At 62.0% G+C, this 19,568-nt stretch carries 15 protein-coding genes and 3 pseudogenes; 9 read left to right on the forward strand and 9 right to left on the reverse strand.

Annotated features, from left to right (window positions below; all coding sequences use genetic code 11):
• The first annotated feature begins 3 nt into the window (after positions 1-3).
• The 3 genes from QTI68_RS39300 (at position 4) to QTI68_RS39310 (ending at position 2,715) form a co-directional block, all read left to right on the forward strand.
• Positions 4-732, forward strand: a complete 729-nt coding sequence (locus QTI68_RS39300) for an NAD(P)H-dependent oxidoreductase (RefSeq protein ID WP_286529745.1) — start codon at positions 4-6, stop codon at positions 730-732.
• A 126-nt stretch (positions 733-858) separates the two neighbouring features.
• Positions 859-1,791 (forward strand): 3,5-dioxohexanoate:acetyl-CoA acetone transferase, encoded by a 933-nt coding sequence (gene kce, locus QTI68_RS39305; RefSeq protein ID WP_286529748.1) that lies wholly within the window; start codon positions 859-861, stop codon positions 1,789-1,791.
• Positions 1,792-1,833: 42 nt separating this feature from the next.
• Entirely contained in the window at positions 1,834-2,715 is an 882-nt protein-coding gene (locus QTI68_RS39310; RefSeq protein WP_286529749.1) for an SDR family NAD(P)-dependent oxidoreductase, read from the forward strand.
• 428 nt (positions 2,716-3,143) lie between these two features.
• On the opposite strand, the gene QTI68_RS40415 is transcribed toward QTI68_RS39310, so the two are convergent.
• Positions 3,144-3,836, reverse strand: coding sequence for an energy transducer TonB (locus tag QTI68_RS40415; RefSeq protein ID WP_503011810.1), 693 nt, complete (start codon positions 3,834-3,836; stop codon positions 3,144-3,146).
• Between the two features lie 783 nt (positions 3,837-4,619).
• Here QTI68_RS40415 and QTI68_RS39320 point away from each other — a divergent pair.
• The gene (locus QTI68_RS39320; RefSeq protein ID WP_286529751.1) at positions 4,620-5,276 is read left to right on the forward strand and encodes a hypothetical protein; all 657 of its coding nucleotides are present in this window, start codon (positions 4,620-4,622) and stop codon (positions 5,274-5,276) included.
• Positions 5,277-5,427: 151 nt separating this feature from the next.
• On the opposite strand, the gene QTI68_RS39325 is transcribed toward QTI68_RS39320, so the two are convergent.
• A complete protein-coding gene (locus QTI68_RS39325; RefSeq protein ID WP_286529753.1) occupies positions 5,428-5,637 on the reverse strand; it encodes a DUF4287 domain-containing protein in 210 nt (69 codons plus the stop codon).
• Between the two features lie 859 nt (positions 5,638-6,496).
• Between QTI68_RS39325 and QTI68_RS39330 the strand changes: the two are divergent.
• Positions 6,497-6,999, forward strand: a pseudogene (locus QTI68_RS39330) (tyrosine-type recombinase/integrase); the annotation flags it as partial.
• Positions 7,000-7,130: 131 nt separating this feature from the next.
• On the opposite strand, the gene QTI68_RS39335 reads toward QTI68_RS39330, so the two are convergent.
• Positions 7,131-7,568 carry a tyrosine-type recombinase/integrase gene (locus QTI68_RS39335; protein WP_286529755.1) on the reverse strand — a complete coding sequence of 146 codons (438 nt, stop codon included), beginning with the start codon at positions 7,566-7,568 and terminating at the stop codon, positions 7,131-7,133.
• Between QTI68_RS39335 and QTI68_RS39340 the strand changes: the two genes are divergently transcribed.
• Entirely contained in the window at positions 7,552-8,487 is a 936-nt protein-coding gene (locus QTI68_RS39340; RefSeq protein ID WP_286529756.1) for a LysR family transcriptional regulator, read from the forward strand. The two genes, QTI68_RS39335 and QTI68_RS39340, sit on opposite strands and share 17 nt — an antisense overlap.
• On the opposite strand, the pseudogene QTI68_RS39345 reads toward QTI68_RS39340, so the two are convergent.
• Both QTI68_RS39345 and QTI68_RS39350 read right to left on the reverse strand, forming a co-directional pair.
• A pseudogene (locus QTI68_RS39345) lies at positions 8,484-9,382 on the reverse strand (amino acid ABC transporter substrate-binding protein). The gene QTI68_RS39340 and the pseudogene QTI68_RS39345 sit on opposite strands and share 4 nt — an antisense overlap.
• A gap of 10 nt (positions 9,383-9,392) precedes the next feature.
• On the reverse strand, positions 9,393-9,824 hold the full coding sequence (locus QTI68_RS39350) for a VOC family protein (protein WP_286529758.1): 432 nt from the start codon (positions 9,822-9,824) through the stop codon (positions 9,393-9,395).
• Between the two features lie 162 nt (positions 9,825-9,986).
• Here QTI68_RS39350 and QTI68_RS39355 point away from each other — a divergent pair, with 162 nt between their 5' ends.
• Positions 9,987-10,571: a flavin reductase family protein gene (locus QTI68_RS39355; protein WP_286529759.1), complete on the forward strand. Its 585-nt coding sequence runs from the start codon at positions 9,987-9,989 to the stop codon at positions 10,569-10,571.
• A gap of 139 nt (positions 10,572-10,710) precedes the next feature.
• Positions 10,711-11,871 (forward strand): IS30 family transposase, encoded by a 1,161-nt coding sequence (locus QTI68_RS39360; RefSeq protein WP_286529761.1) that lies wholly within the window; start codon positions 10,711-10,713, stop codon positions 11,869-11,871.
• A 226-nt stretch (positions 11,872-12,097) separates the two neighbouring features.
• On the opposite strand, the gene QTI68_RS39365 is transcribed toward QTI68_RS39360, so the two are convergent.
• Positions 12,098-12,856: an SGNH/GDSL hydrolase family protein gene (locus QTI68_RS39365; RefSeq protein ID WP_286529763.1), complete on the reverse strand. Its 759-nt coding sequence runs from the start codon at positions 12,854-12,856 to the stop codon at positions 12,098-12,100.
• Between QTI68_RS39365 and QTI68_RS39370 the strand changes: the two genes are divergently transcribed.
• Positions 12,801-14,216 carry a helix-turn-helix transcriptional regulator gene (locus QTI68_RS39370; protein WP_286529765.1) on the forward strand — a complete coding sequence of 472 codons (1,416 nt, stop codon included), beginning with the start codon at positions 12,801-12,803 and terminating at the stop codon, positions 14,214-14,216. The two genes, QTI68_RS39365 and QTI68_RS39370, sit on opposite strands and share 56 nt — an antisense overlap.
• Positions 14,217-14,411: 195 nt before the next feature.
• On the opposite strand, the pseudogene QTI68_RS40305 reads toward QTI68_RS39370, so the two are convergent.
• The 3 genes and pseudogenes from QTI68_RS40305 to QTI68_RS39385 all read right to left on the reverse strand — a co-directional run.
• Positions 14,412-15,017 (reverse strand): annotated as a pseudogene (locus QTI68_RS40305) (SDR family NAD(P)-dependent oxidoreductase); the annotation flags it as partial.
• Positions 15,018-15,031: 14 nt separating this feature from the next.
• Positions 15,032-17,539 (reverse strand): DUF6351 family protein, encoded by a 2,508-nt coding sequence (locus tag QTI68_RS39380; protein ID WP_286529768.1) that lies wholly within the window; start codon positions 17,537-17,539, stop codon positions 15,032-15,034.
• 525 nt (positions 17,540-18,064) lie between these two features.
• Positions 18,065-18,997 (reverse strand): Bug family tripartite tricarboxylate transporter substrate binding protein, encoded by a 933-nt coding sequence (locus tag QTI68_RS39385; protein WP_353506477.1) that lies wholly within the window; start codon positions 18,995-18,997, stop codon positions 18,065-18,067.
• Positions 18,998-19,568 lie beyond the last annotated feature (571 nt).

Here is a 19,568-nt window from a genome sequence, read left to right on the forward strand (position 1 = left end):
GCCATGAAGGTCTTCATCGTTCACGCTCACCCTGAGCCCCGTTCCTTTAGTGCCGCACTGAAGTCGGAGGCACTCGAAGAGCTTCGTCACCAGGGCCACGAAGTGCAGGTCTCGGACCTGTACGCCATGAAGTTCAATCCCGTTGCGTCGGCCGAAGACTTTGGCGTGCGGGCCAATCCCGATTACTGCACCTACGCGTTGGAGCAACGGCAGGGAATGCAGACGGGCACGATTGCCGCCGACATTCAGGCCGAGCTCGAGAAGCTGCTGTGGTGCGACCTGCTCATCCTGAACTTTCCGGTGTTCTGGTTCTCGACCCCCGCGATCCTGAAGGGCTGGATCGATCGCGTGCTGGTTTCGGGGACCGTGTATGGCGGAAAGCGCTTCTACGACCGTGGAGGCCTTCGCGGCAAGCGTGCACTCGTGAGCCTGACGCTGGGTGGACAGGAACACATGTTCGGCGAGAGTGGTATCCACGGGCCGTTGAAGGACATGCTCAGGCATCTCCTGCAAGGCACGCTCGCCTACACCGGCATGGGTGTGCTCGAACCCTTTGTCGGTTGGCATATCCCCTACGTATCCGACGACCAGCGGCGGCATGTTCTCGAAGCATGGCGCACGCGCTTGCAGTCCCTGAGCTGCGAAGAGGCCCTGCTCAGGTTTCCCAGCCTGTCTGAATACGACGAGCGCCTGTATCCGCGAGCCAGCCAACAACTCCTTGCGGAGACCTGATTGGGGCACAAGACGTTTTCGACATGGGTCGGTACTCGGAATGTCCCAATGGGGTAAATCCATGTCACTCCTGGTCAATCGGCCTTCCACCGACTCGGAACAATCAAGCTTCCAAAGGAGCAACGCATGTACCAACAGAATGTCGTCATCATCAGCTGCGCCGTCACCGGTGCGATCCACACGCCTTCGATGTCGCCGTACCTGCCTGTGACGCCAGAAGAAATCGCAGAGTCTTCGATCGCGGCGGCAAAGGCGGGCGCCGCCATCATCCACCTGCATGCCCGCGACCCGGTGACCGGCAAACCGGACCAGCGCCCAGAGGCTTTCATGCCCTTTCTGGGGCGCATCAAGGGCGAATGCGATGCGGTGGTCAACCTGACTACCGGCGGCTCGCCTTACATGTCGGTGCAAGAACGCATCCGACCCGCGACCGAGTTGCAGCCCGAGGTCGCCTCGATGAACATGGGTTCGATGGGGTTCGGCTTGTTCCCGATGCTGGATCGCTTCAAGGAATTCAAGCACGACTGGGAGCGGTCGTACCTGGAGGGCAGCAAGGACCTGGTCTTCCGCAACACCTACGGTGACATCGAAACCTCGCTGCGGGAACTGTCGGCCAGCGGCACGCGCTTCGAGTTCGAGTGCTACGACACCTCGCACCTCTACAACCTGGCCCACTTCATCGATCGCGGGCCCGTCAAGCCGCCCTTCTTCGTCCAGACCGTGTTCGGCATCCTGGGCGGCATCGGCGCACATCCGGACGACGTCATGCACATGAAGCGCACCGCGGACCGCCTTTTCGGCAACGACTTCCGATGGTCGGTGCTCGGCGCGGGCCGCAATCAGATGAAGGTGGCGGCCATGGCTGCGTCGATGGGGGGAAATGTGCGCGTCGGGCTGGAAGACAGCCTGTGGATCGCTCCAGGAAAGCTGGCCGAGTCGAACGCGCAGCAGGTGCGCAAGGTCCGCGAGATCCTGGAAGGGCTTGGCCTGCAGGTCGCGACGCCGGCGCAGGCGCGCGAGATTCTTTCGCTCAAGGGCGCCGAGAACGTCGGGTTCTGAGTTGGCCCGCGCGACTGGCCTTGCTTACTCATGAGGCACCAGATGAATGAAGAGAAGAGACTGCGTGCGGCCCGCCTGGCCGGCAAGGTCGCCCTGGTCACCGGCGCCGGCCCTGGCCTGGGCGGCGTGATTGCAGAGGCGATGGCCGACGAGGGCGCGCATCTGGTGCTGTGCAACATCGACCAGGGGGCGCTGCAACACACGCAGTCTCGGCTCGAGGCACAGGGTGTGCAATGCCTCGCGCTGCGCGGCGATGTCTCCGATAGCGCCGCCGTCGACGCGATGTTCACGCAGGCTGTGCAGCGCTTCGGCACGGTCGACATCCTGGTCAACAACGCCGCGCGCGTGCCCAATGCGCCCGCCGAGGAGACACGGCGCAACCTGCACCAGCAATACGTGACGACGCCGATGCCGCGCCAGTCGCTGGGCATCGTGTCTTCGCTGTCCGACGACGACTGGCTCAAATGGTGGGGAGTCAACATGCACGGCGTGTTTTTTTGCACCCGCGCAGCGCTGCGTCTCATGGAGCCACGGCGCTCGGGCAAGATCATCAATATCGCCTCGATCGCCGGGCTGGGCGCTGGCAGCACGCACAGCCCCGGCTACTCGGCGACCAAGGCCGGCGTCATCAGCCTGACCAAGACCAGCGCGCTGGATGTCGCCGGCGCCAACATCTACGTGAATGCCATCGCCTGCGGCGGCATCCTGACGCCGCCGTTGGAGGACTATCTCGCGCGTGCCAGCGAAGAGCAGAGGAACCGCGTGAACCAGTTGATCCCGCTCGGGCGAGTCGGCCGGCCTGAGGAATACGCCTCGCTCGCGGTGTACCTTGCCTCGGACGAACACTACCTGGTCGGGCAGGTGATCAGCCCCAACGGCGGCATGATCATCTGGTTGCCACAGTCGAAGGGAACATTTACATGAGCGCGCTGACGGTTGCCACCGCTGCCGATCTAGCCATCTTGGAGTGGATCGCACAGGCCGTATCGCTATCCGCGCGCGAGAGGCAACGTCAGGATGTCGCCCTGAAGCAGTCATGAGTTTTAGATGCGCGAGCGGCAGCTCATGGCCGATCTGGGTCTTAGGCCGTCGCGTTGCGAACGCCGCTTCCACTGCTGCACCCACGACGTGCGACGGTCGCTTGTGGGGGCAGGGGAGGACTGATCGCGGTCGATTGCGTTTGTCGTGGCCACGTTCAGCGGTCTACACCTGCCTCGTCGCCACCTGCATGGCGATCATCAACCAGTTGCATGTTGTCCAGAAGCTTGAGTAAGTAGTGCAGGGTACGGTCGACGAAGAGCCCGAGACTGCGCTGACCTGAGCAACGGACTAACCGACGAGTAGCGCGGGCTTTAGCGCTTGGGTCTCAGCGAAACGACCAGACGCGGCGGTACGGTCCCATCGATGTCCCGGGGGAGCTTTTCGGTCTTTTGGAGCGCGCGCAACGCGGCCTCGTCCCAATTTGGTAGTCCGCTTGACTTCGTGAGCGTCGGCGTGCCGACGATGGCGCCATCGGGCGCAAGACGAACGTCGAACTCCGCCGCCGGATTGCCGGTGACGAGGTCCGCGTCCGGAAACACGACATTGGGCCGCACGGCTGCAGCGACCTTTCCGCCGTAGCTGCTCGAAGCGCTCGAGTGGCCCGACGCCGAGCAGGCGACTTCCATCAGTGCGGCCGCAGCAGATTCTGGGGGGACCGGAAGTGGCCGCATAGGCAAGGTGTCCGTTTGTACAGATTTGCCTTCACCCATTTGACCACTCGTGTACAAGACCATCGTGGTTTCGACGGTCTCTTCGCGGCAATCAAACTGGAATTGCGCCTTCTGGGAGCGATATTTGACTCCTCTCCCGACCTGAACGGACTTGTGGTCGGTGAGGGCCCAGACTTTCGCACGCGAACCTTGGCGACGGACCGTTGACGAGTCCACGAAGTACGTGTCTTGGTCGCTCGTGCTCGTTGCGAATTTGGTCCACTCCGCTTGAGCCGAGGCGCAGCCTGCAGCCAACACGGCGAGGGCGAGAACGCGGATTGCGAGAGAGTTCATTTATCGCTGACGTTTCTGGTGGCGAGATGGCCAAGAGCTCTAGATTAATTCGATGGCAGCCACCGACACCCATCCTTCCGGGAGGGGGCCGACGGGAGGCAGTGAGAACTACTTCACGCATCCGGGGGTCGACGGCCCCGCCTGAAGTGATCCGCCAGCAAGCCCCTCACCTTGCGCCATTCCCAGGGCGCGCCACGGGCGCAGGTTCTCGCCAAAGCCCAACGTGCTTTGCCTTCGCCTCCGCCTCCGCGAACTCGTACTTTCCAGGCTCTTGCGGCGTCTGCTCGCGCGCGTGTCGGTACAACGCTCAAGCAACGTGCACCTCCGCACCAAAACTCGGCGCCGATTGCGAAATCACTGTGCTTCATGACGCTGCCAACTCGCCGCCAAAGGCAGGGGGCTCATTCTCGCTGGAAGGCAGCGGCTTGATGTCTTGCGGACGAAGTGCTGTTGTAGTTCTGAAAACGAGTATTTTCAGAACTGAAAGGCTTGGGCGGGGTAACTCCAGTGGACAGAAGGAAGTTGGACGCCCCGCGCGGGGGGCTCAGAGGCGGCATCCGCTCGAGACCGGGTTTAGCCGGTCAAACTTCAACGGCTGAGACACTATCGATAGCCGACAGCCGAGCATTCCTCGGCGTCCGGCTGGTTTGCTTTTGAACTTGAGCTCCGTCGACATCATCGAGGAAGCCGGTGTGCGACGGCTCGTCCAAGGGCCGCTGCCTATGATCGCAGGAGATGAGTGAATGGAACGTACCAATCTCATCCATCGCAGTAGTATGTTGTATGGCCCGCACCGCACCCCTCTGGCAGCCTTTCCCAGGCAAGGGCGCCGCAACCTTTTCGCGCTTGCGGGTCAAGATCGCCAACCTCGAGCAGGTGGTGCGGGAGATCGCGCCCGACTGTGACCCGAGCGAGATAGAGCACGACATCGAGGAGTTGTTGCCGCCGGTGATCGCCCTGCGGGAATCGTGCCAATCGGTCCAGCGAGAACAACTGGTGCGCCTATTCATCGGAGACGCCGGGCCGCGCCCTGTGGACATCGTTCGAGCTAGGATGCAAGCCGAGGCGAGAAAGAATGTATTCAAGAGCACAGACTGGGCCACCGCAGCTCAGATCGCAGATCTCGCCGAACTCGGGCAGAAAAATCCCTCGGCGACGGTGAACCGTTGGAAGCAGCGGCGGCAAATCTTCGCCTTGCACGTCAACGGTAAGGACTGGTATCCAAAGTACGCGCTGGACGAGAACTTCCGGCCGTTGCCGGCGGTGGCCGAGGTGATGGCGGCGCTGGTCGATTGGCGGGCCGAGCGTCTAGCTTCTTGGTTTGAGGCGAAGGCTTCGTCGCTGAGCGGCCAGCGTCCCCGAGAGCTGATCGCTACGAACCCGCAACTCGTGGTCGACGCCGCCAAGCGCGTCGTCATTGCCGAGGCGCACAACCGGTGAGCCAACGCCGTGCGGGATGCCGACATCGATCCGGCGTCAGTCAACGTGCGCGCCTCGGACCCGCCATGGTCTGGCGCATTTACCCGAGTGCCAATGGAGCAGGGGCCCCTACAACGCAAAGAGAAATGGCGACGCGTGCTTTCTTGACGCGCTACTTCCTTGCGAGGAACGCCGCGACTAAGCCGTTCGCGTGCCCGTGTCCGACCTGGTGCTGCACCTTCAGGAAGTTGACGAACTCCATATGCTTCAGTGGACCGGCATTCTGAAGAATATCAATCCTATGCGCTATCGGCTTGGCGTAGGTCTTCTCGATGGAAGGAAAGTACGAGGCTGGTCCTTTTACCTTGGTTGTCTCGGCCATGGTCGACTCCTGCAAAGGGTGAGAGTGATATTCGTGCAATGCCTAAGGGGGATGTCCTGGTCAGCATTCGGAACAAGGTGACCACCCCTTTTACACGACAGGTCTTGGCTGACTGTGGCCGCCTCTTGAGGCCGTCGACCTAGGGTGTTCGCGAACCGGGCGCTCATGAGGGAGGTCTGCGGTTAGCCGATTTCTTCCGGAAGTCCCGCGCTAGCGCTGCGGTCGGCGTCTTGCTCTTTCTTCTCGCCTGGAAAGGCGCCTCATGCTTCTCTCCCGCGCCAAGTCCGCGGCGGAGAGCCGGGTGAAGTATCGCCAGAGCGCGCCGAGGACACCCAAGGCGAGCATGCCTAGAACGAGATAGACCATGAACTCAGTCAGCCATGGGATTGTGTCTTCACCATCGCTGCCACCCCCGCCACGTCTGCGAGCATGAACCGAAGTCGCTACGAGACTGGCCGTCGCCGTTGAGCTCAGGGCGACGAATCGAGCAACGGTCTTGCTTCTGTTGTGCATTTGAGGGGCGGGTTGAGCGGTCTGGTCTAGGCGCATACAGCCAGCGCCACATCCTAGCGTCACGCTGGATTAATAAGATCGATGCCGGCCCCCTTGCACTTTATCCAAGGGCCGCCGCCTGGTTGACTTTCGCCATCCCAATGGACCAATGCGGCGCGGGCGTCCGCATCGTGAGGTGGCGACCTCTTCCGCTTTTGGCCGAAGCCGTGTGTGCGCAACTGATCCAGGAAGCGGTCCCTCGGCTGAATCCTCTGCGTATCATGACAGCGCGTGGTCGTCCGAGAACGACTACTTCGAGCTCCCGAACGCGCATCCTGGGTGGCCCTCAACTTGATGGGAGTCCATCATGGCATCCAATCTCAACGTCCCTCATCGCGAGCGGTGGAACAAAGGATCGTCGGGCAGAAGGCTCCGTTCCGGATCAAGGACATCTGGGCACTCCGAGTGCGCCTCCAGACGGAAAGCGGAGTGCGTGAGCTTGCCCTCTTCAATCTGGGAATCGACAGCAAGTTGCGTGGCTGCGACCTCGTCAGTCTTAGGGTTCGGGAGGTCTGCCACGGCGACCAGGTAGCAACTCGCGCTGTAGTGATGCAACACAAGACCCAGCGCCTCGTGCAGTTTGAGATCACGCCGGTGACGCGCGAAGCTGAGCAGAAGTGGATCAAGCAATCCGGGCTGAGGGCCGAGGATTTCTTGTTTCCAAGCCGCGTCCACGCTTCAACGCATCTTGGCACGCGGCAGTACGCTCGAATTATCGAGCGCTGGGTCGAGGAGCTTGGTCTTGATCCGGCCGAGTACGGCACGCATTCAATGCGGCGAACCAAGGCGACGCTAGTCTACCGCCGCACCTAGAATCTGCGCGCCGTGCAGTTGCTGCTTGGCCATGCCAAGCTGGACTATCTCCCGCGCCGAACTATGTCCCGCCGTGCGGTCACTTGCCGAACTGCAAGTAGCTGCACAGCAGAACATAGTCCTGATGGCTACAGCCCCTTCAGGAATGCCAGCAGCTTGTCGTCAGGCCGGTACCGGCCCGGCCGGCCCGTCGGCGGCGTCGTGCGGTCGAGAACGCGCTTCTTCAGGTCGAGGTCGGCGTCCAGGTACATCTGAGTGGTCTCGATTGACTCGTGACCAAGCCACAGCGCGATCACGGATCGATCCACTCCCTCCTGCAGCAGGTCCATCGCAGTCGTGTGGCGCAGCACGTGTGGGCTTACTCGCTTGCGCTTCAACGACGGGCATGTCATGGCAGCCTTGGCCACATGCTTGGCCAGCAGGCAGGGGCTGCCCTGCGGCGTGACCGCGTCAGCATGGCCAGCGCCGATGTAGCGAGCGCTCGAATACTCGCATTCCGCCGTCCGCTCAGTTCTTGATTTTTCGATCGATCCTGGACATGCTCTCCCCATGATTGCAGAGCTCAAGACCCTTATAGCCGTTTGCAAGTATGGAACCTTCGCTTCCGCTGGCGAGCACATCGGCCTGACGCAATCGGCGGTGAGCAGCCAGATCCGGCGAATCGAGGAGAGCCTGGGCTTCTCCCTGTTTGACAGGACTGGGCGCTCCGCAACGCTGAACAGTGCCGGGCAGATCGTCCTTGAACGCGCCGAGGCCCTCTGCGCGCTCTACGCGAAGCTTGGCGATCCGCCAAATGAACAATCGACGCAAGGTATCTTGCGCATTGGCGCCATCGCTTCCGCGCAGTCGACGTTTGTCGCGCGTGCGCTCAAGAACCTCCGTCAAGCGCTTCCGTTGGTCCGCGTCCATGTTGCGCCTGGCGTGTCTCTGCGGCTGATGGACGATCTCGACGCCGGAAATATCGACGCCGCCGTGATGATTCGACCGCCCTTCGGCATGCCACCCGACATGACCTGGCAGGCGCTTGCCCACGAACCGTTTGTGCTCGTCGCCCGGAAGGATGGTTCGAACCGCAAGGACTGGCGCGAGTTGCTGCAGTCGCGCCCCTTCCTCCGGTACGATCGCGTGTCTTTTGGCGGTCGCATGGTCGAAGGCTTCCTGCGGCGGCAAGGCGTCACGGTGAAGGAGGCCATCGAGCTGGACGAAATCTCCGGCCTCATTCAGCTTGCCGCCAACGGCGTGGGCGTTGCGCTCGTGCCTCTTGTCGAAGCCCATCTGCCTCTGCCCGACAGCGTCCGGGTGGTGTCGTTGGGTGAACACACTTTCTACAGGGAAATCGGGCTGCTCCAACGACGCGCCCGAACGAGCTCGCCAATCGTGTCCCATTTTTCGCGCTGCTTGGCAGAGGTTTCGGAGACCGCTGTCGGGAAAGCAGGCGCCCAACGTGGCTCATCGAACAAAGACCGTCGTCGCCCTCGAGCCTAGCGCGTCTCGTACTCTTCCATCGGTTTGTCAGTGGGATTCGCCCAGGCGGCCTTGGTCATCTCGGTCGCAGGCAGGCCCACGATCGCGTTTTGCGGCGGGATCGGCTTCAGGAACCATTTGTCGTAGATGCGCGCCGCTTCACCGCTCCTGGCCAGCGACACGATGCTTCGATCGACAAGCCTCTTGAACGCCGCATCGCCCTTCGGCAACATGATGGCAATGGGCTCGGTGCTCAGCACCTGGTCCAGCAGCTTGTATTGCGCGGTTCCTTGCTCTTTGAAATAAGCGTCGCCAAGATCTGCCCATCTGCCACGAACGCGTCAGCGCGGCCGTTCTCCAGGAGCAGAAAGCCTTCGCTGTTGTCCTTGGCCGTCAGCTCCGTCGCATCGCTCTTGAGCCTTCTCAGCAGTTGTACGGACGTGCTTCCCGTGGTCGCTACCACCGTCTTGCCCGCCAACTGGGTGGTCGACTTGATGCCGGACGCCGACTTGACCGCGACGCGTACGCCTTCCACGTAAAGCGTCGGGGCGAAGGCGACGTCTTTCTGACGTGCCGCGTTGTTGGTCGTCGTACCGCATTCGATGTCGACCGTGCCGTTCTGCACCAGCCGAATGCGGTTCTGGGGTGTGACCAGTTGGTACTTCACTTCCAGCTTCTCGAGTTGCGTCGCCTTCTGGATGTCGGCGATGATCCGCTCACAAATTTCGACGTGGAAGCCGGTGTACTTCCCGGGTCCGGTGGTGAACGACATCGCGCCCGAGGCATCGCGCACGCCGACGGTGACAACGCCCGAGTCCTTGATCTTCTTCAGCGTGTCTGTCTGCGCAGCCGCCGAACCCAGGAAGGCCAGGAAGGCAGTGGCAACGCTGGTGGCGACCCATGATTGAAGTCCCATTGGAGTCTCCTTACTTCGCGAACAGCGAGCCGAGATCGGCGAACGATTTCATTTCGATGGCGTTGCCGGATGGATCCAGGAAGAACATCGTGGCTTGCTCGCCAGGTTCGCCTTTGAAACGGATGTACGGCTCGATGACGAACGCGGTCTTGTTCGCGACCAGCTTGTCGGCCATGGCTTGCCACCTGTCCATCGGCAGAATGGCGCCGAAATGCTTGACCGGCACATCGTGGCCGTCGACGGCGCTGCTCTGCTTGTGGCCGCACTCGTCGGGTGCTAGATGCGCAACAATCTGATGACCGTAAAAGTCAAAGTCAACCCACTCAGGCGCGCTCCGTCCTTCGGGGCAACCGAGCAGTTCCCCATAGAAGGCGCGTGCTTCTGCGATGTTGCGCACAGGAAAAGCAAGGTGGAACGGGATGCGTTGGTGGTTTTCGGTCATCGTGTCTTCGTGGTGGTGTGGTTCAGGGTGAGGAGACTTTACGAAGCGATTGGCATAACCGAAAGCGATATAAATAGTATCTGAGCATCGATTTTGTCGATGCGTTTTTTGTTGATTCGCTTCGGCTGGCGAGCTTTTCTGTCTTGATGTCCAATCGCCCGCATGTCGAACACAAAAAACTTTCAACCGGTGGCTCTTGAGCACGCCAGTCGCTTGATCAACCATGGCCCGACGGTTTTGATCACCAGTTCTGACGGCACCCGCCGCAACGTCATGGCCGCGGCGTGGTCGATGCCGGTGGAGTTCACGCCCCCGCGCATTGCCGTGGTCATCGACAAGCACACATTCACCCGCGAGCTGATTGCAGCCAGCGGCACCTTTGCCATCTGCTTGCCCGGCAGTGCGCTCGTCGACCTCACTCACGCGGTGGGCAGCACAAGCGGTCGAACCATGGACAAATTTGAACACTTCGCCATCCACACGGAGACCAGTTCATTACTAAAACTCCCGGTTTTGCCTTCCGGTTGCTCGGCCTGGCTCGAATGTCGATTGATTCCTGAGCGGCACAGCGAAGATGCCTACGACACCTGCTTTGCCGACGTAGTTGGCGCAGCAGCCGATGCGCGGATCTTCCGGAACGGTCATTGGATGTTCGACGATAGCAACGCTGCGCTGCAAACGATCCATCACCTCGGAGGCGGCAACTTCATTTGTGCTGGCAGCGTCGTCCGTGCAACTGCGCCATGACTGTGGTGCAAAGTTATGCACAAAATGCGCGGCTCGACACCTCGGGTTCATGCGCATGGGCAGACGCCCGCTTTCGGCTGCGGATTCAACCGGTCGATGCAACACACTAGAAACTGCGTAAGCAGAAGGAGTGTTGCAGATGAAGTATCGAACGCGGACCTACTACACGGACACCCAGAGGGCCCTGATGTGGGAGCGCTGGAAAGCAGGCGACAGCCTTCAACAGATAGCCCAGTTGTTCGATCGATCGCATTCGTCGGTCGAAGGGATTCTGTCGCGAACAGGCGGCATACCGCCGCCAAAGCGGTGCCGGTCTTGCTTGGCGCTGACTCTGTCCGAGCGCGAGGAGATCTCACGTGCTGTGGTGGCCGGCTTCTCGATTCGAGCGATCGCCAGCATCCTCGGGCGAGCGCCATCGACTGTTAGCCGGGAGATCAAGCGCAACGGTGGTCGCGAGGGCTACCGGGCTGCTCAGGCCGACCAAGCGACATGGGACCGCGGGCACCGTCCCAAGAGATGCAAACTGGCAAGGAACAGAGCCTTGGCGCGCATCGTGGCTGCCAAGCTCCAATCGCTGTGGGCGCCCGAGCAAATCGCGGGGTGGCTCAAGCATAGTTATCCTGGCGACGAGGATTTCCAGGTGTCACACGAGACCATCTATCGCAGCCTCTTTATCCAAGCCCGTGGGGCCTTGAAGAAGGAACTGCTGCAGCATCTGCGGCGCACGCGTGTCATGCGCCGCTCGCGCCATCACACGCAGAAGACCGATAGCCACGGAAGAATCCTTGACACCGTATCGATCAGCGAGCGCCCGGCCACGGTGGAAGATCGGGCGGTGCCTGGTCATTGGGAAGGCGACCTGCTGTTCGGGGGCACGAGCAGCCAGATTGCCACCCTGGTCGAGCGTCAAACTCGCTACGTGATGCTGGTGAAACTTGGGGGCACGGACACCGAAACCGTCGTCAATGCGCTGATCAAGAACGCTCGCAAGCTGCCGCAGGAGTTGTACAAATCGCTGACCTGGGATCGAGGCAAGGAGATGGCGGCTCACAAGCGATTCACCCTGGCGACCGACATCCAAGTCTACTTCTGCGATCCGCACAATCCTTGGCAGCGCGGAACCAACGAGAACACGAATGGCTTGCTCAGGCAGTACTTCCCTAAAGGGATCGATCTCTCGAACCATTCACAAGCCAAGCTGAATGCCGTTGCAAGACAATTGAACGAGCGACCAAGGAAGACCCTGGACTTCCACACACCGGCTGAGATGTTCAGCCAAATCGTTGCATCGACCGGTTGAATCCGCAGCGTGAAGCTGACTTCGAGCGAACGAAGGTGACCGGGCCATGGGTCCGAACTACCACTCCGGCGACGTGAAAAGGGGCCGTTCGATCTGGCTTCGTAGCCGGGTTGGCGAAGTCGGTGAGGGGGCAGTTCGGGCGATGTCCGTAATGCCTTGGGACCGGTCGTAGATTCTGAGGTGCTCGCGACGCCTGAATGACCGCACTCGGCATCACAGCGTGAGTTCACGAGCGACAGGGAAGGACGGCTATCGCTGCTGCGCACCCGCCGGACGATGGGCGCAGGTGGAGGGCAGGGGAGGGCCCATTTTCAAAGAAAAAATCGTTCGAGCCAGCGAAGACAAACACCATCTCCTTGCGCTGGAAGGGTCCGAAGTAAGTGAGAAAGTCGGTGATCTGCTGGGCGACCAGAATCGTCAGCGCTGCAGTGCAATTGCCGCTCGGATCTGGATTGCAGCCGAAGCCGGGTTTCTGTGACACCCGCGCGCCGCCCATTGCAAAGCCGGTGGCCAGCGGCACGGAGATCTGCGATGCACCGCCGAAGCCCTGACGGAACGGTTTGACGGAAGTGCCGAGCAGCAGACTCACGGTCTCGGGCCACACAGGCCCGGGATTCGTCGTGAACTTGCCCCCGCCGACTTGTGCAATGGACCCGACCTTGTAGGTCCCCACATCGCTCAGGCTGTCTCCGAAGACGACGACTTGCTGGATGCGGTCCGCCCTGAACGCCTGCAACGATGCAAGCGCGGCACTCACCGCCTTCTCGTTCTGGCCGCCGCCGGCGGAGACTCTGGCAGCGGCGTCCCGCGCCTCTGCGCTGATGGCAGCCGCGTCGGGCTTCGCTTCCGTCGACACCGCCGTGACGGGTGCCGCGACGGGTGTCGATCCGGATGATCCGCCCCCGCCGCAGGATGCGATCGACAGCGCCATGAGCAGCGATGCCGCAAGGCGCCGCTGGCTCAATCCTTCAAATTTCGCTTTCATGAGCTTTTCCTTTTTCATCCGTTTGGGCCGGATCGCGATCCACCTGGCGGCGAACGCTGTCTGTCAAGGCCATTGCCGCAACAGAAGCAACCGATCCAAACAGCTTGCGGCCTGGCCCTTCGAAGGTTCCAGAATCACACCTGTCGCCGACGCTGCAGTCCCTCTGTCCCCGTCGAATCACTATGAACGGCGAGTCCTCGCGAATCTGCCCTCCGCCGGAGGGCAAATTGCATGCACTTTTGATGAACGGAAAGGAGGTGAGATGAAACGGATGTCGTCCATCGCCCACTTCCGGCGTCTGTGCTGCCTTGGCCTGCCGCCTCAGTCCGTGATGCCCAGCCTGCTGGCTGCAGCGCATGATTTGCTGCCCTCGGAGACCAACGGATTCTTTTGGGCCGACGAGAACGGGGCCTTGGCCGGGTTCACGCCCGAGTACGTGATTCCGGAGGTCGTCACCACGCTGGCGGAAGACTTCGCGGGTGTGGTGGAGCGCGCGTTGGCCCTCAATTTCGAAATGACGATGCGTCGGGGCGTTGCGATCGGAAACCTGCTGCCAATCTTCAGCCGGGACTTCTATCGCGGCAGCACCTATCACCTGATCTATCGCCCGTACGCGTTGCATCACGCCATCGATGGAATCGTGCGCGATTCGCCGCAGGGAAAGGGACTGGGCGCTTTGGTGTTGGGCCGGTCAGCCCGGCAGCCTGAATTTAGCTCGGTGGAAAAGAACATCCTCCGGCAATCACTTCCCTACCTCGCGCATGCCATGCACCCACCCGACACACCTGATGTAGACCACTTCGCGGCCGAGCTTGCGGACAGCGGCCAGAAGGGCCTCGTGATCCTGACCCAGAGAGCGGAGGTCGCCTACATCAGTGCCCGGGCTCGCGAGATCCTCCTGCTGGCGGCTCATCCCGGCGCGCCTGCGGAGGGAGGCAATGGCAAGGGCGCAGCGCATGTGCCTCCGGCGGTCCTGAAGGTTTTCGCCAACCTCGTGCTGATTTCGCAGGGGCGCGATGCGGCCCCCCCCGTGGCCCAGTTCGACAGTCCCCTGGGCCGCTTCATATTCCGCGCGCATTGGCTCGATCCCGTCTCGGACTCCGCAAGTGCCATGATCGGCGTCACCGTTCAACTGCAGGAGCCATTGGTCTTGCTGATGATGCGCAACATGCAGGCCGAAGGGCTCTCTGACAAGCAGAAGGAACTGTGCCTGCTGCTGGCGCGGAACCATTCGTTCGCGGCCATCGCGGCACAGCTCCACATCAGCCTTGCAACGGCGAAGGACTATGCGGACCGCGTCTATCGCAAGCTCGACGTGCACACCCGAGAAGAGGCCTTGCGCAAGCTCAGCCGCCCATGACGCTCGCGTGCAATCACGGGGACGCCCACTTGACGCGTGACACCACGCTCCCGTCGATGCGCAGGTCGACGCCGGACATATAGCTCGCATTCGGCCCGATGAGCCATGCGACAGCCGCGGCAATGTCCTCCGGCGGACGCGTTTCATGGGCACTGCGGCCCTGGGCGCTGCGAGTTGGGGGTTGGCTTTTTCCTCCTGCATGCCCATGCCGGTGTGGATGAGTCCGGGGCTGATCGAAACGATGCGTGCCCCGCGCTCGCCCCAGGCGCCGGCGACTGCTTCGACGCGCAGTTGATTGCCACGTTTAGACACCGCGTAGGCGCCGTAGGCATCGTCCTTGTGCAGCGTACCTACAACCGCGAGAAGCGCGCCGCTTGGCGCGGTGGCGAGTTGTCGTTCCAGTTCCACCGGCGTCGGCATGATCTGGGGCGCTGCGCTCGCGATGATGGCGGCGACGCTGCCCTCCTGTGCCAAGGGCAGGAAGGCATCCATGACAAGTGCGGCACCGAACAGGTCCACGGCGTAGATGCGCTCAGGCGGCGCCATCGTCGGAGACAGCCCGGCCGTCTGAATCAGTGCTCGCAACCGGCCGGCCGCTCGCGCCGCTGCGGCAAGCGCGCTGACGGACTGCGCATCTGCGACATCCACCGCCTGCGTCAGAACGTCATAGCCGGCGTCGCGCAAGGTCGCCGCAGCCGATGCCAGCACGCCGGCGTCGCAGTCGGGCAGCAGTAGTCGCTGGCCCGCCCCGATACGGCGCGCGCAAGCCAATCCCATGTCCCCTACGCCGACGATGACCATGACCGAAACGTTCTTCACTGCGACGGCCGTCCTTGATCCGGCCGGCTGTAGTCGCACACGCCCTGCGGGAAGATCTGCTTGAGCTTCGCAACAGAGGCGTCATCTGGAATCCACGGTCCATAGGTGCCGTCAGCCAGCGCCGTGTCCACGCTCTTCAGCGCGCACTTGTAGACCCCTCCTTCGAACGGCGCGCCGGCGACGATTCGCGAAGTGCCGAACAGGGGGAATGCTTGCGTGCAGGCGCCCTTCGGCTTGTCGTCGAGAATCCCGTCCCAGACGTCGGGCCCGGAAAACAACAGATTGCCGTTGACATCGAAGCAGCTGTCCACAGCAGCAGCCGGCCGGTTCCTTGCGACGCCCAGGTGCGGATGCGCGAGGATGTTGGCCATCCACTGGTCCATGACGTCGACCGCCGCGAAGTTCTTGTCCACCTGCGGCACGCCCGGCCTGGTGTCGGTGAACCAGATCACCAGGTTGTCGCTGGTCCCCGTCTTCTGCAGCACGCGCTTGCGCACCGCGAAGGACTGGTGCGCGTCATGCATGTTGACTTCGCGTTCCAGGTACTGGCGGTTGTCGATGGTCGGCAGCAGATCGTTGCCGCTGAAGACGAGGCCGGAAACGTAGGCCGCCTGCATGGCCCCAAGGTTGCCTTCGGTTCGCGGTGCAGGCAGATCGTCGGAAAGGGGGCGTGCCATGTTGCGCCGGCTCCAGGGGTCGAACAGCGAAGGGTTGTTTCTGAGATCGGTGTTCGTGATGCCGGGATAGAACGGGAAGCCCTCCTGCAGCATGTCCTTGGGCTGAACCCAGCCGCCCACCTTGAAGTTGAGGTCGAGAAACTCCGCCGGCGTGACATTGCCTGCCTTCATCGACTTCAAGCCGTACTGCACGCCGACGTTGTCCCAGGTATGGCGCGCGTAGCCGTCGTCACCGAGGCCGTAGATGTTGCGCGCGTCGCCGAAGTGCGTCCACTGGTTGGTGTTGATGGGGGCGACGTCGCCCTGCGGCACGTAGAACACCGCGTTGGGTGCTTGCCCGTACCACGGGTTCATCACCAGCGGGAACAGCCCGCGCCAGCCTTTCACGCACTCGGTTGAGCCGGTGGTCATGCTCGGACCGGCCAGGCCGAGGGCCTGCTTGTACGGTGCCATCGGGTCGGCCACCGACGGCTCGCCGTTCATGCCCACCAGCAGCGTTCGATTCTTGACATCGCTCCAGCGCACATTGTTTCGGTCAATCACGTCCATGTAGTACTCGAGCAGTTCGCAGTCGCCGACGTGGGTCACCTGCGACACCATGTCGGGGAAGGACTGAACGGGCAGCAGGGCGTTCAGAACGCCGGGATGGTTCTGCGCCAGGATGTACTGCGCGATGGCGCCCCCGGATCCGCCCAGCCCCACGGTGTAGGTCGGCACGCCATAGCGTTCGATGAAGCGCTCCTTGGTCATCATCGCGGTCTCGTCGGCCAACTGCAGGTTGTAGTGGGTGCCGGTGTTGTTGCCGCTGGAGTGCGCGATGGCGTAGCCCCGCTTGAGCATTTCTGGTTCGAGCGAACGATCGCTCACGGATCCTTGCGAATGCCCGATCCCGACACCGCCATTGAAGTAGTAGTTGAGGCGGCCGTTCCATAGACTGGTGTCCGGGTGCGCCGGATCCTCTCCACGCGGCGCCAGCATTGCGAAGCTGTACAGGAAGCGGTTGATGGTGCCGACTTCGCGGCGCACGATGAAGTCCACGGTGCGTTTGTCGGGCAGCGTCACCTGGGTCATGTCGGTCGGCGCCGCGTCACTCGGTGGCAGCGGTTTCCAGGTGTTGTCTGCCGCTCGATACCAATAAGAAATGAAGCTGTCGATGGAGCAGTCGCGGCTGTAGCCGGCGATGGCGCCGCCTGCGTCGAGCACAGCGTATCCAGGCGAAGCAGCCGAGTCGACCTTCGGTTGCAGCCCGAACATGTTCGTCGTGCAAACGAAGGGGGCCTGGTGAGGCCCCGAAAACATAGGACCCTCGATGGGGTAATTGGTGAGGTGCATCGACGCTGCGACGATCAGGCCGTGCGCGAAACGGACCTGGAGCGTGTTGTCCCCGTCCTTGAAGCCGGTGACAACGCCTTCCAGCCCCCATCCGCTGGAGATCAGCGGCGGTGCCGGCGTAGTCTTCACGCCATTGATCCAGATCTCCACCTTGTCGTGCAGGATCCTGGGCGCTTGCACCTCGATGCGCGCATCTCCACCCGAGACCCACTGCGGTGCACTCGAAAGAACCCGAAGGGTTACCAGCGCCAGCTTTTCATTGCCAGCGTCCGACTTCCTATTGCCAACGACCACCGCCTCGACGCGAGGATCTTTCGCATCGGATGCCGCCGCAACAGATGTTGTCGATTCCGACGCGGCAGCCGAGGGCTTCACGGACGATGTCGACGGCGTGGATGCCGCGAAGCCTGACGACTCGCCGCCTCCACCGCCGCAGGATGCGATGGAGAGTGCCATCAGCAGCGAGCACACGAGGCATCGGCCGCCCGAACCCAACAGAATCTTTTTCATAGATTCTCTCCTTCGATCGTGTATCAACTCAGGCGAAACAGTGTGAGCGCAAGACCCCCAGCCGTCTGCCCTCCTGCGGAGGGCAATTGCATCCGGGTGGCGGGCGTCGAGGGCCAGTCCAGACCGCCTTGAACTTGCTCAGCGGTTGCGAACGCCTCTTCAAGACTGCGGACGACGAGCGGGGCTACCGCCCTAAGCTTTCATCTCGGAGATGAGCCTCGCCGCACCAACGATTTTGATCGCTCGCTGCAGGTTATAGGCCAGAACCTGCAAGCTCATCTCAGTCTGCTGTCCTTTGAATTTGGCTGCCGAATGACGGCGCTCGACGAAATCCGACCTTGGCCTTTTTTTTGACGAGCGGCCGGTCTACTTTGGAACTTGACCGTGGACGATTTCGCCAGCGCGGATCGGGGACGGCAGGGGGCGACCAGGCCGAAGGCGCGCGTTAGAGACTGCTTCCGAATGTCGCGAACTGGCGTTCCAGGCCCCAAACTCTGGGTTATCAGGGCTTCATCCCCATGCGCTTTTTATAAGTCCCACCGCGCCTTCACTCTCGCTTTGTACAAAGCGCGCGAACTCGGGCTGCGTCATGACCATCGCCTCGCCTCCGTGCTTCGTGATCCAGCCTCGCAGATCCGGCATGGCGAGCACGCACCCTATATCCTCCGAAAGCTTGTCAACCACTCCGGTCGCAGTGCCGGCCCGGACCCACATCCCATACCAAATCGGGAAGTCGAATCCGACAATACCGGTCTCAGCGAGCGTCGGCACCTCCGGAAGCAAGGTGGAGCGCCGCGCGGTAGTCACAGCCAGTGGAAGAAGATTACCGGCTCGGATTTGGGGCAGGGTGATAGAGATGGGCGCCATCACATACGTGGTGTGCCCTTCGATCGTGCGGGCGATGATGTCGGCGATCGCATCCGTCGGCTGGGGAGGCACGTCCACGGCTTTCATGCCGGCTATGAGGTTGAGCTTCACGACGCCCAGGTGCGTGCCAGTGCCGGGGCCAGTGGAGCCAAACTTGAGCTCGCCCGGCTTCGCCTTCGCCGCGGCAATGAGCTCGCGCACGGTAGTGATGCCCGCCGGCCTGCCGGCGACGAGCACATAGGGCTGGCTCGTGAGCGGAGCCACCGGGATGAAATCCTTCAACGGGTCATATGGGAGGTTTTTCAAGAACGCCGCACTGTATGCCTGAGCGCTGGTGTTGATGAGCAGCGTGTAACCGTCGGGGGGCGCGTTCGCGACCTGCGCGGGGCCCGCGGTAGCTCCGGCACCTGGGGAGTTCTGCACTCTCACAGGTTGGCCCCACAACTCGGAAAGCCTCGGGGCAAGGGCACGGGCCAACAGATCAGGCCCACCGCCCAACCCGAACGGCTCAATGATGTGCACAGACTCGGTTGGATAGTCTCGTTCCAACGCGGAGGAGTTTGCTGCGTGAGTCACCGCTCAGCCTACGAGAAGTAGTGAAAGGAACGCCACAATTCTAGGCCGAAGCTCGTCGGTCGCCTGGAGGCACATCCCTTGAGACGTCGGCAATCCAACCGAAGCAGGTGGTAGCTGGCGGGAGCGCGGCTGCCGGCTCATGGCCGCGAGTACCGGTTCGCGGCCGCGCTCGCTGGCCTTCGCATGATCGCGCTGTTGGCCAAGGGCCGGCTGCTATCGGCAGGTTTTTCGAACAGGTAGTCCCGGCCACGAGCCGACTTACGGCAAAGTCTGCTTTCGAGCGATCCGTCTCGAGCAATGGAGGCGCGTGTTCCGAATTCGAAGGCGTTGTTGCAGATTTGCTGGCCTGCGAGCTTCAGCTTTCTGCGGTGACTAAGAAGAAGCGCGCTGCGGCGCCGGTTGAGCTAGTCGGCGCCGTTTGCGCTCCCCGTCACAGCAGCCAATGGCTGGTCGAATGCCTCCCGCCTTACTTGACAGTGTAGCCACGACCCTCTAGGCATGCGGCGCGAGCCTTGGCAAACGAAGCCTGCTTTTGCTGCGTGACCGCCGCCTGCTGCTGCTGGGCCGAATT

Origin of the sequence: Variovorax sp. J31P207 (assembly GCF_030316965.1) — a bacterium.
In the GTDB taxonomy this organism is placed as follows: domain Bacteria; phylum Pseudomonadota; class Gammaproteobacteria; order Burkholderiales; family Burkholderiaceae_C; genus Variovorax; species Variovorax ginsengisoli_B.

Coding starts and splice junctions, on each gene's coding strand:
- QTI68_RS40415 (WP_503011810.1), bottom strand. CDS start 3,836: ATGAACTCTCTCGCAATCCGCGTTCTCGCCCTCGCCGTGTTGGCTGCA.
- QTI68_RS39310 (WP_286529749.1), top strand. CDS start 1,834: ATGAATGAAGAGAAGAGACTGCGTGCGGCCCGCCTGGCCGGCAAGGTC.
- QTI68_RS39325 (WP_286529753.1), bottom strand. CDS start 5,637: ATGGCCGAGACAACCAAGGTAAAAGGACCAGCCTCGTACTTTCCTTCC.
- QTI68_RS39370 (WP_286529765.1), top strand. CDS start 12,801: ATGAGCAGCGATGCCGCAAGGCGCCGCTGGCTCAATCCTTCAAATTTC.
- QTI68_RS39340 (WP_286529756.1), top strand. CDS start 7,552: ATGATTGCAGAGCTCAAGACCCTTATAGCCGTTTGCAAGTATGGAACC.
- QTI68_RS39360 (WP_286529761.1), top strand. CDS start 10,711: ATGAAGTATCGAACGCGGACCTACTACACGGACACCCAGAGGGCCCTG.
- QTI68_RS39350 (WP_286529758.1), bottom strand. CDS start 9,824: ATGACCGAAAACCACCAACGCATCCCGTTCCACCTTGCTTTTCCTGTG.
- QTI68_RS39300 (WP_286529745.1), top strand. CDS start 4: ATGAAGGTCTTCATCGTTCACGCTCACCCTGAGCCCCGTTCCTTTAGT.
- kce (WP_286529748.1), top strand. CDS start 859: ATGTACCAACAGAATGTCGTCATCATCAGCTGCGCCGTCACCGGTGCG.
- QTI68_RS39320 (WP_286529751.1), top strand. CDS start 4,620: ATGGCCCGCACCGCACCCCTCTGGCAGCCTTTCCCAGGCAAGGGCGCC.
- QTI68_RS39365 (WP_286529763.1), bottom strand. CDS start 12,856: ATGAAAGCGAAATTTGAAGGATTGAGCCAGCGGCGCCTTGCGGCATCG.
- QTI68_RS39355 (WP_286529759.1), top strand. CDS start 9,987: ATGTCGAACACAAAAAACTTTCAACCGGTGGCTCTTGAGCACGCCAGT.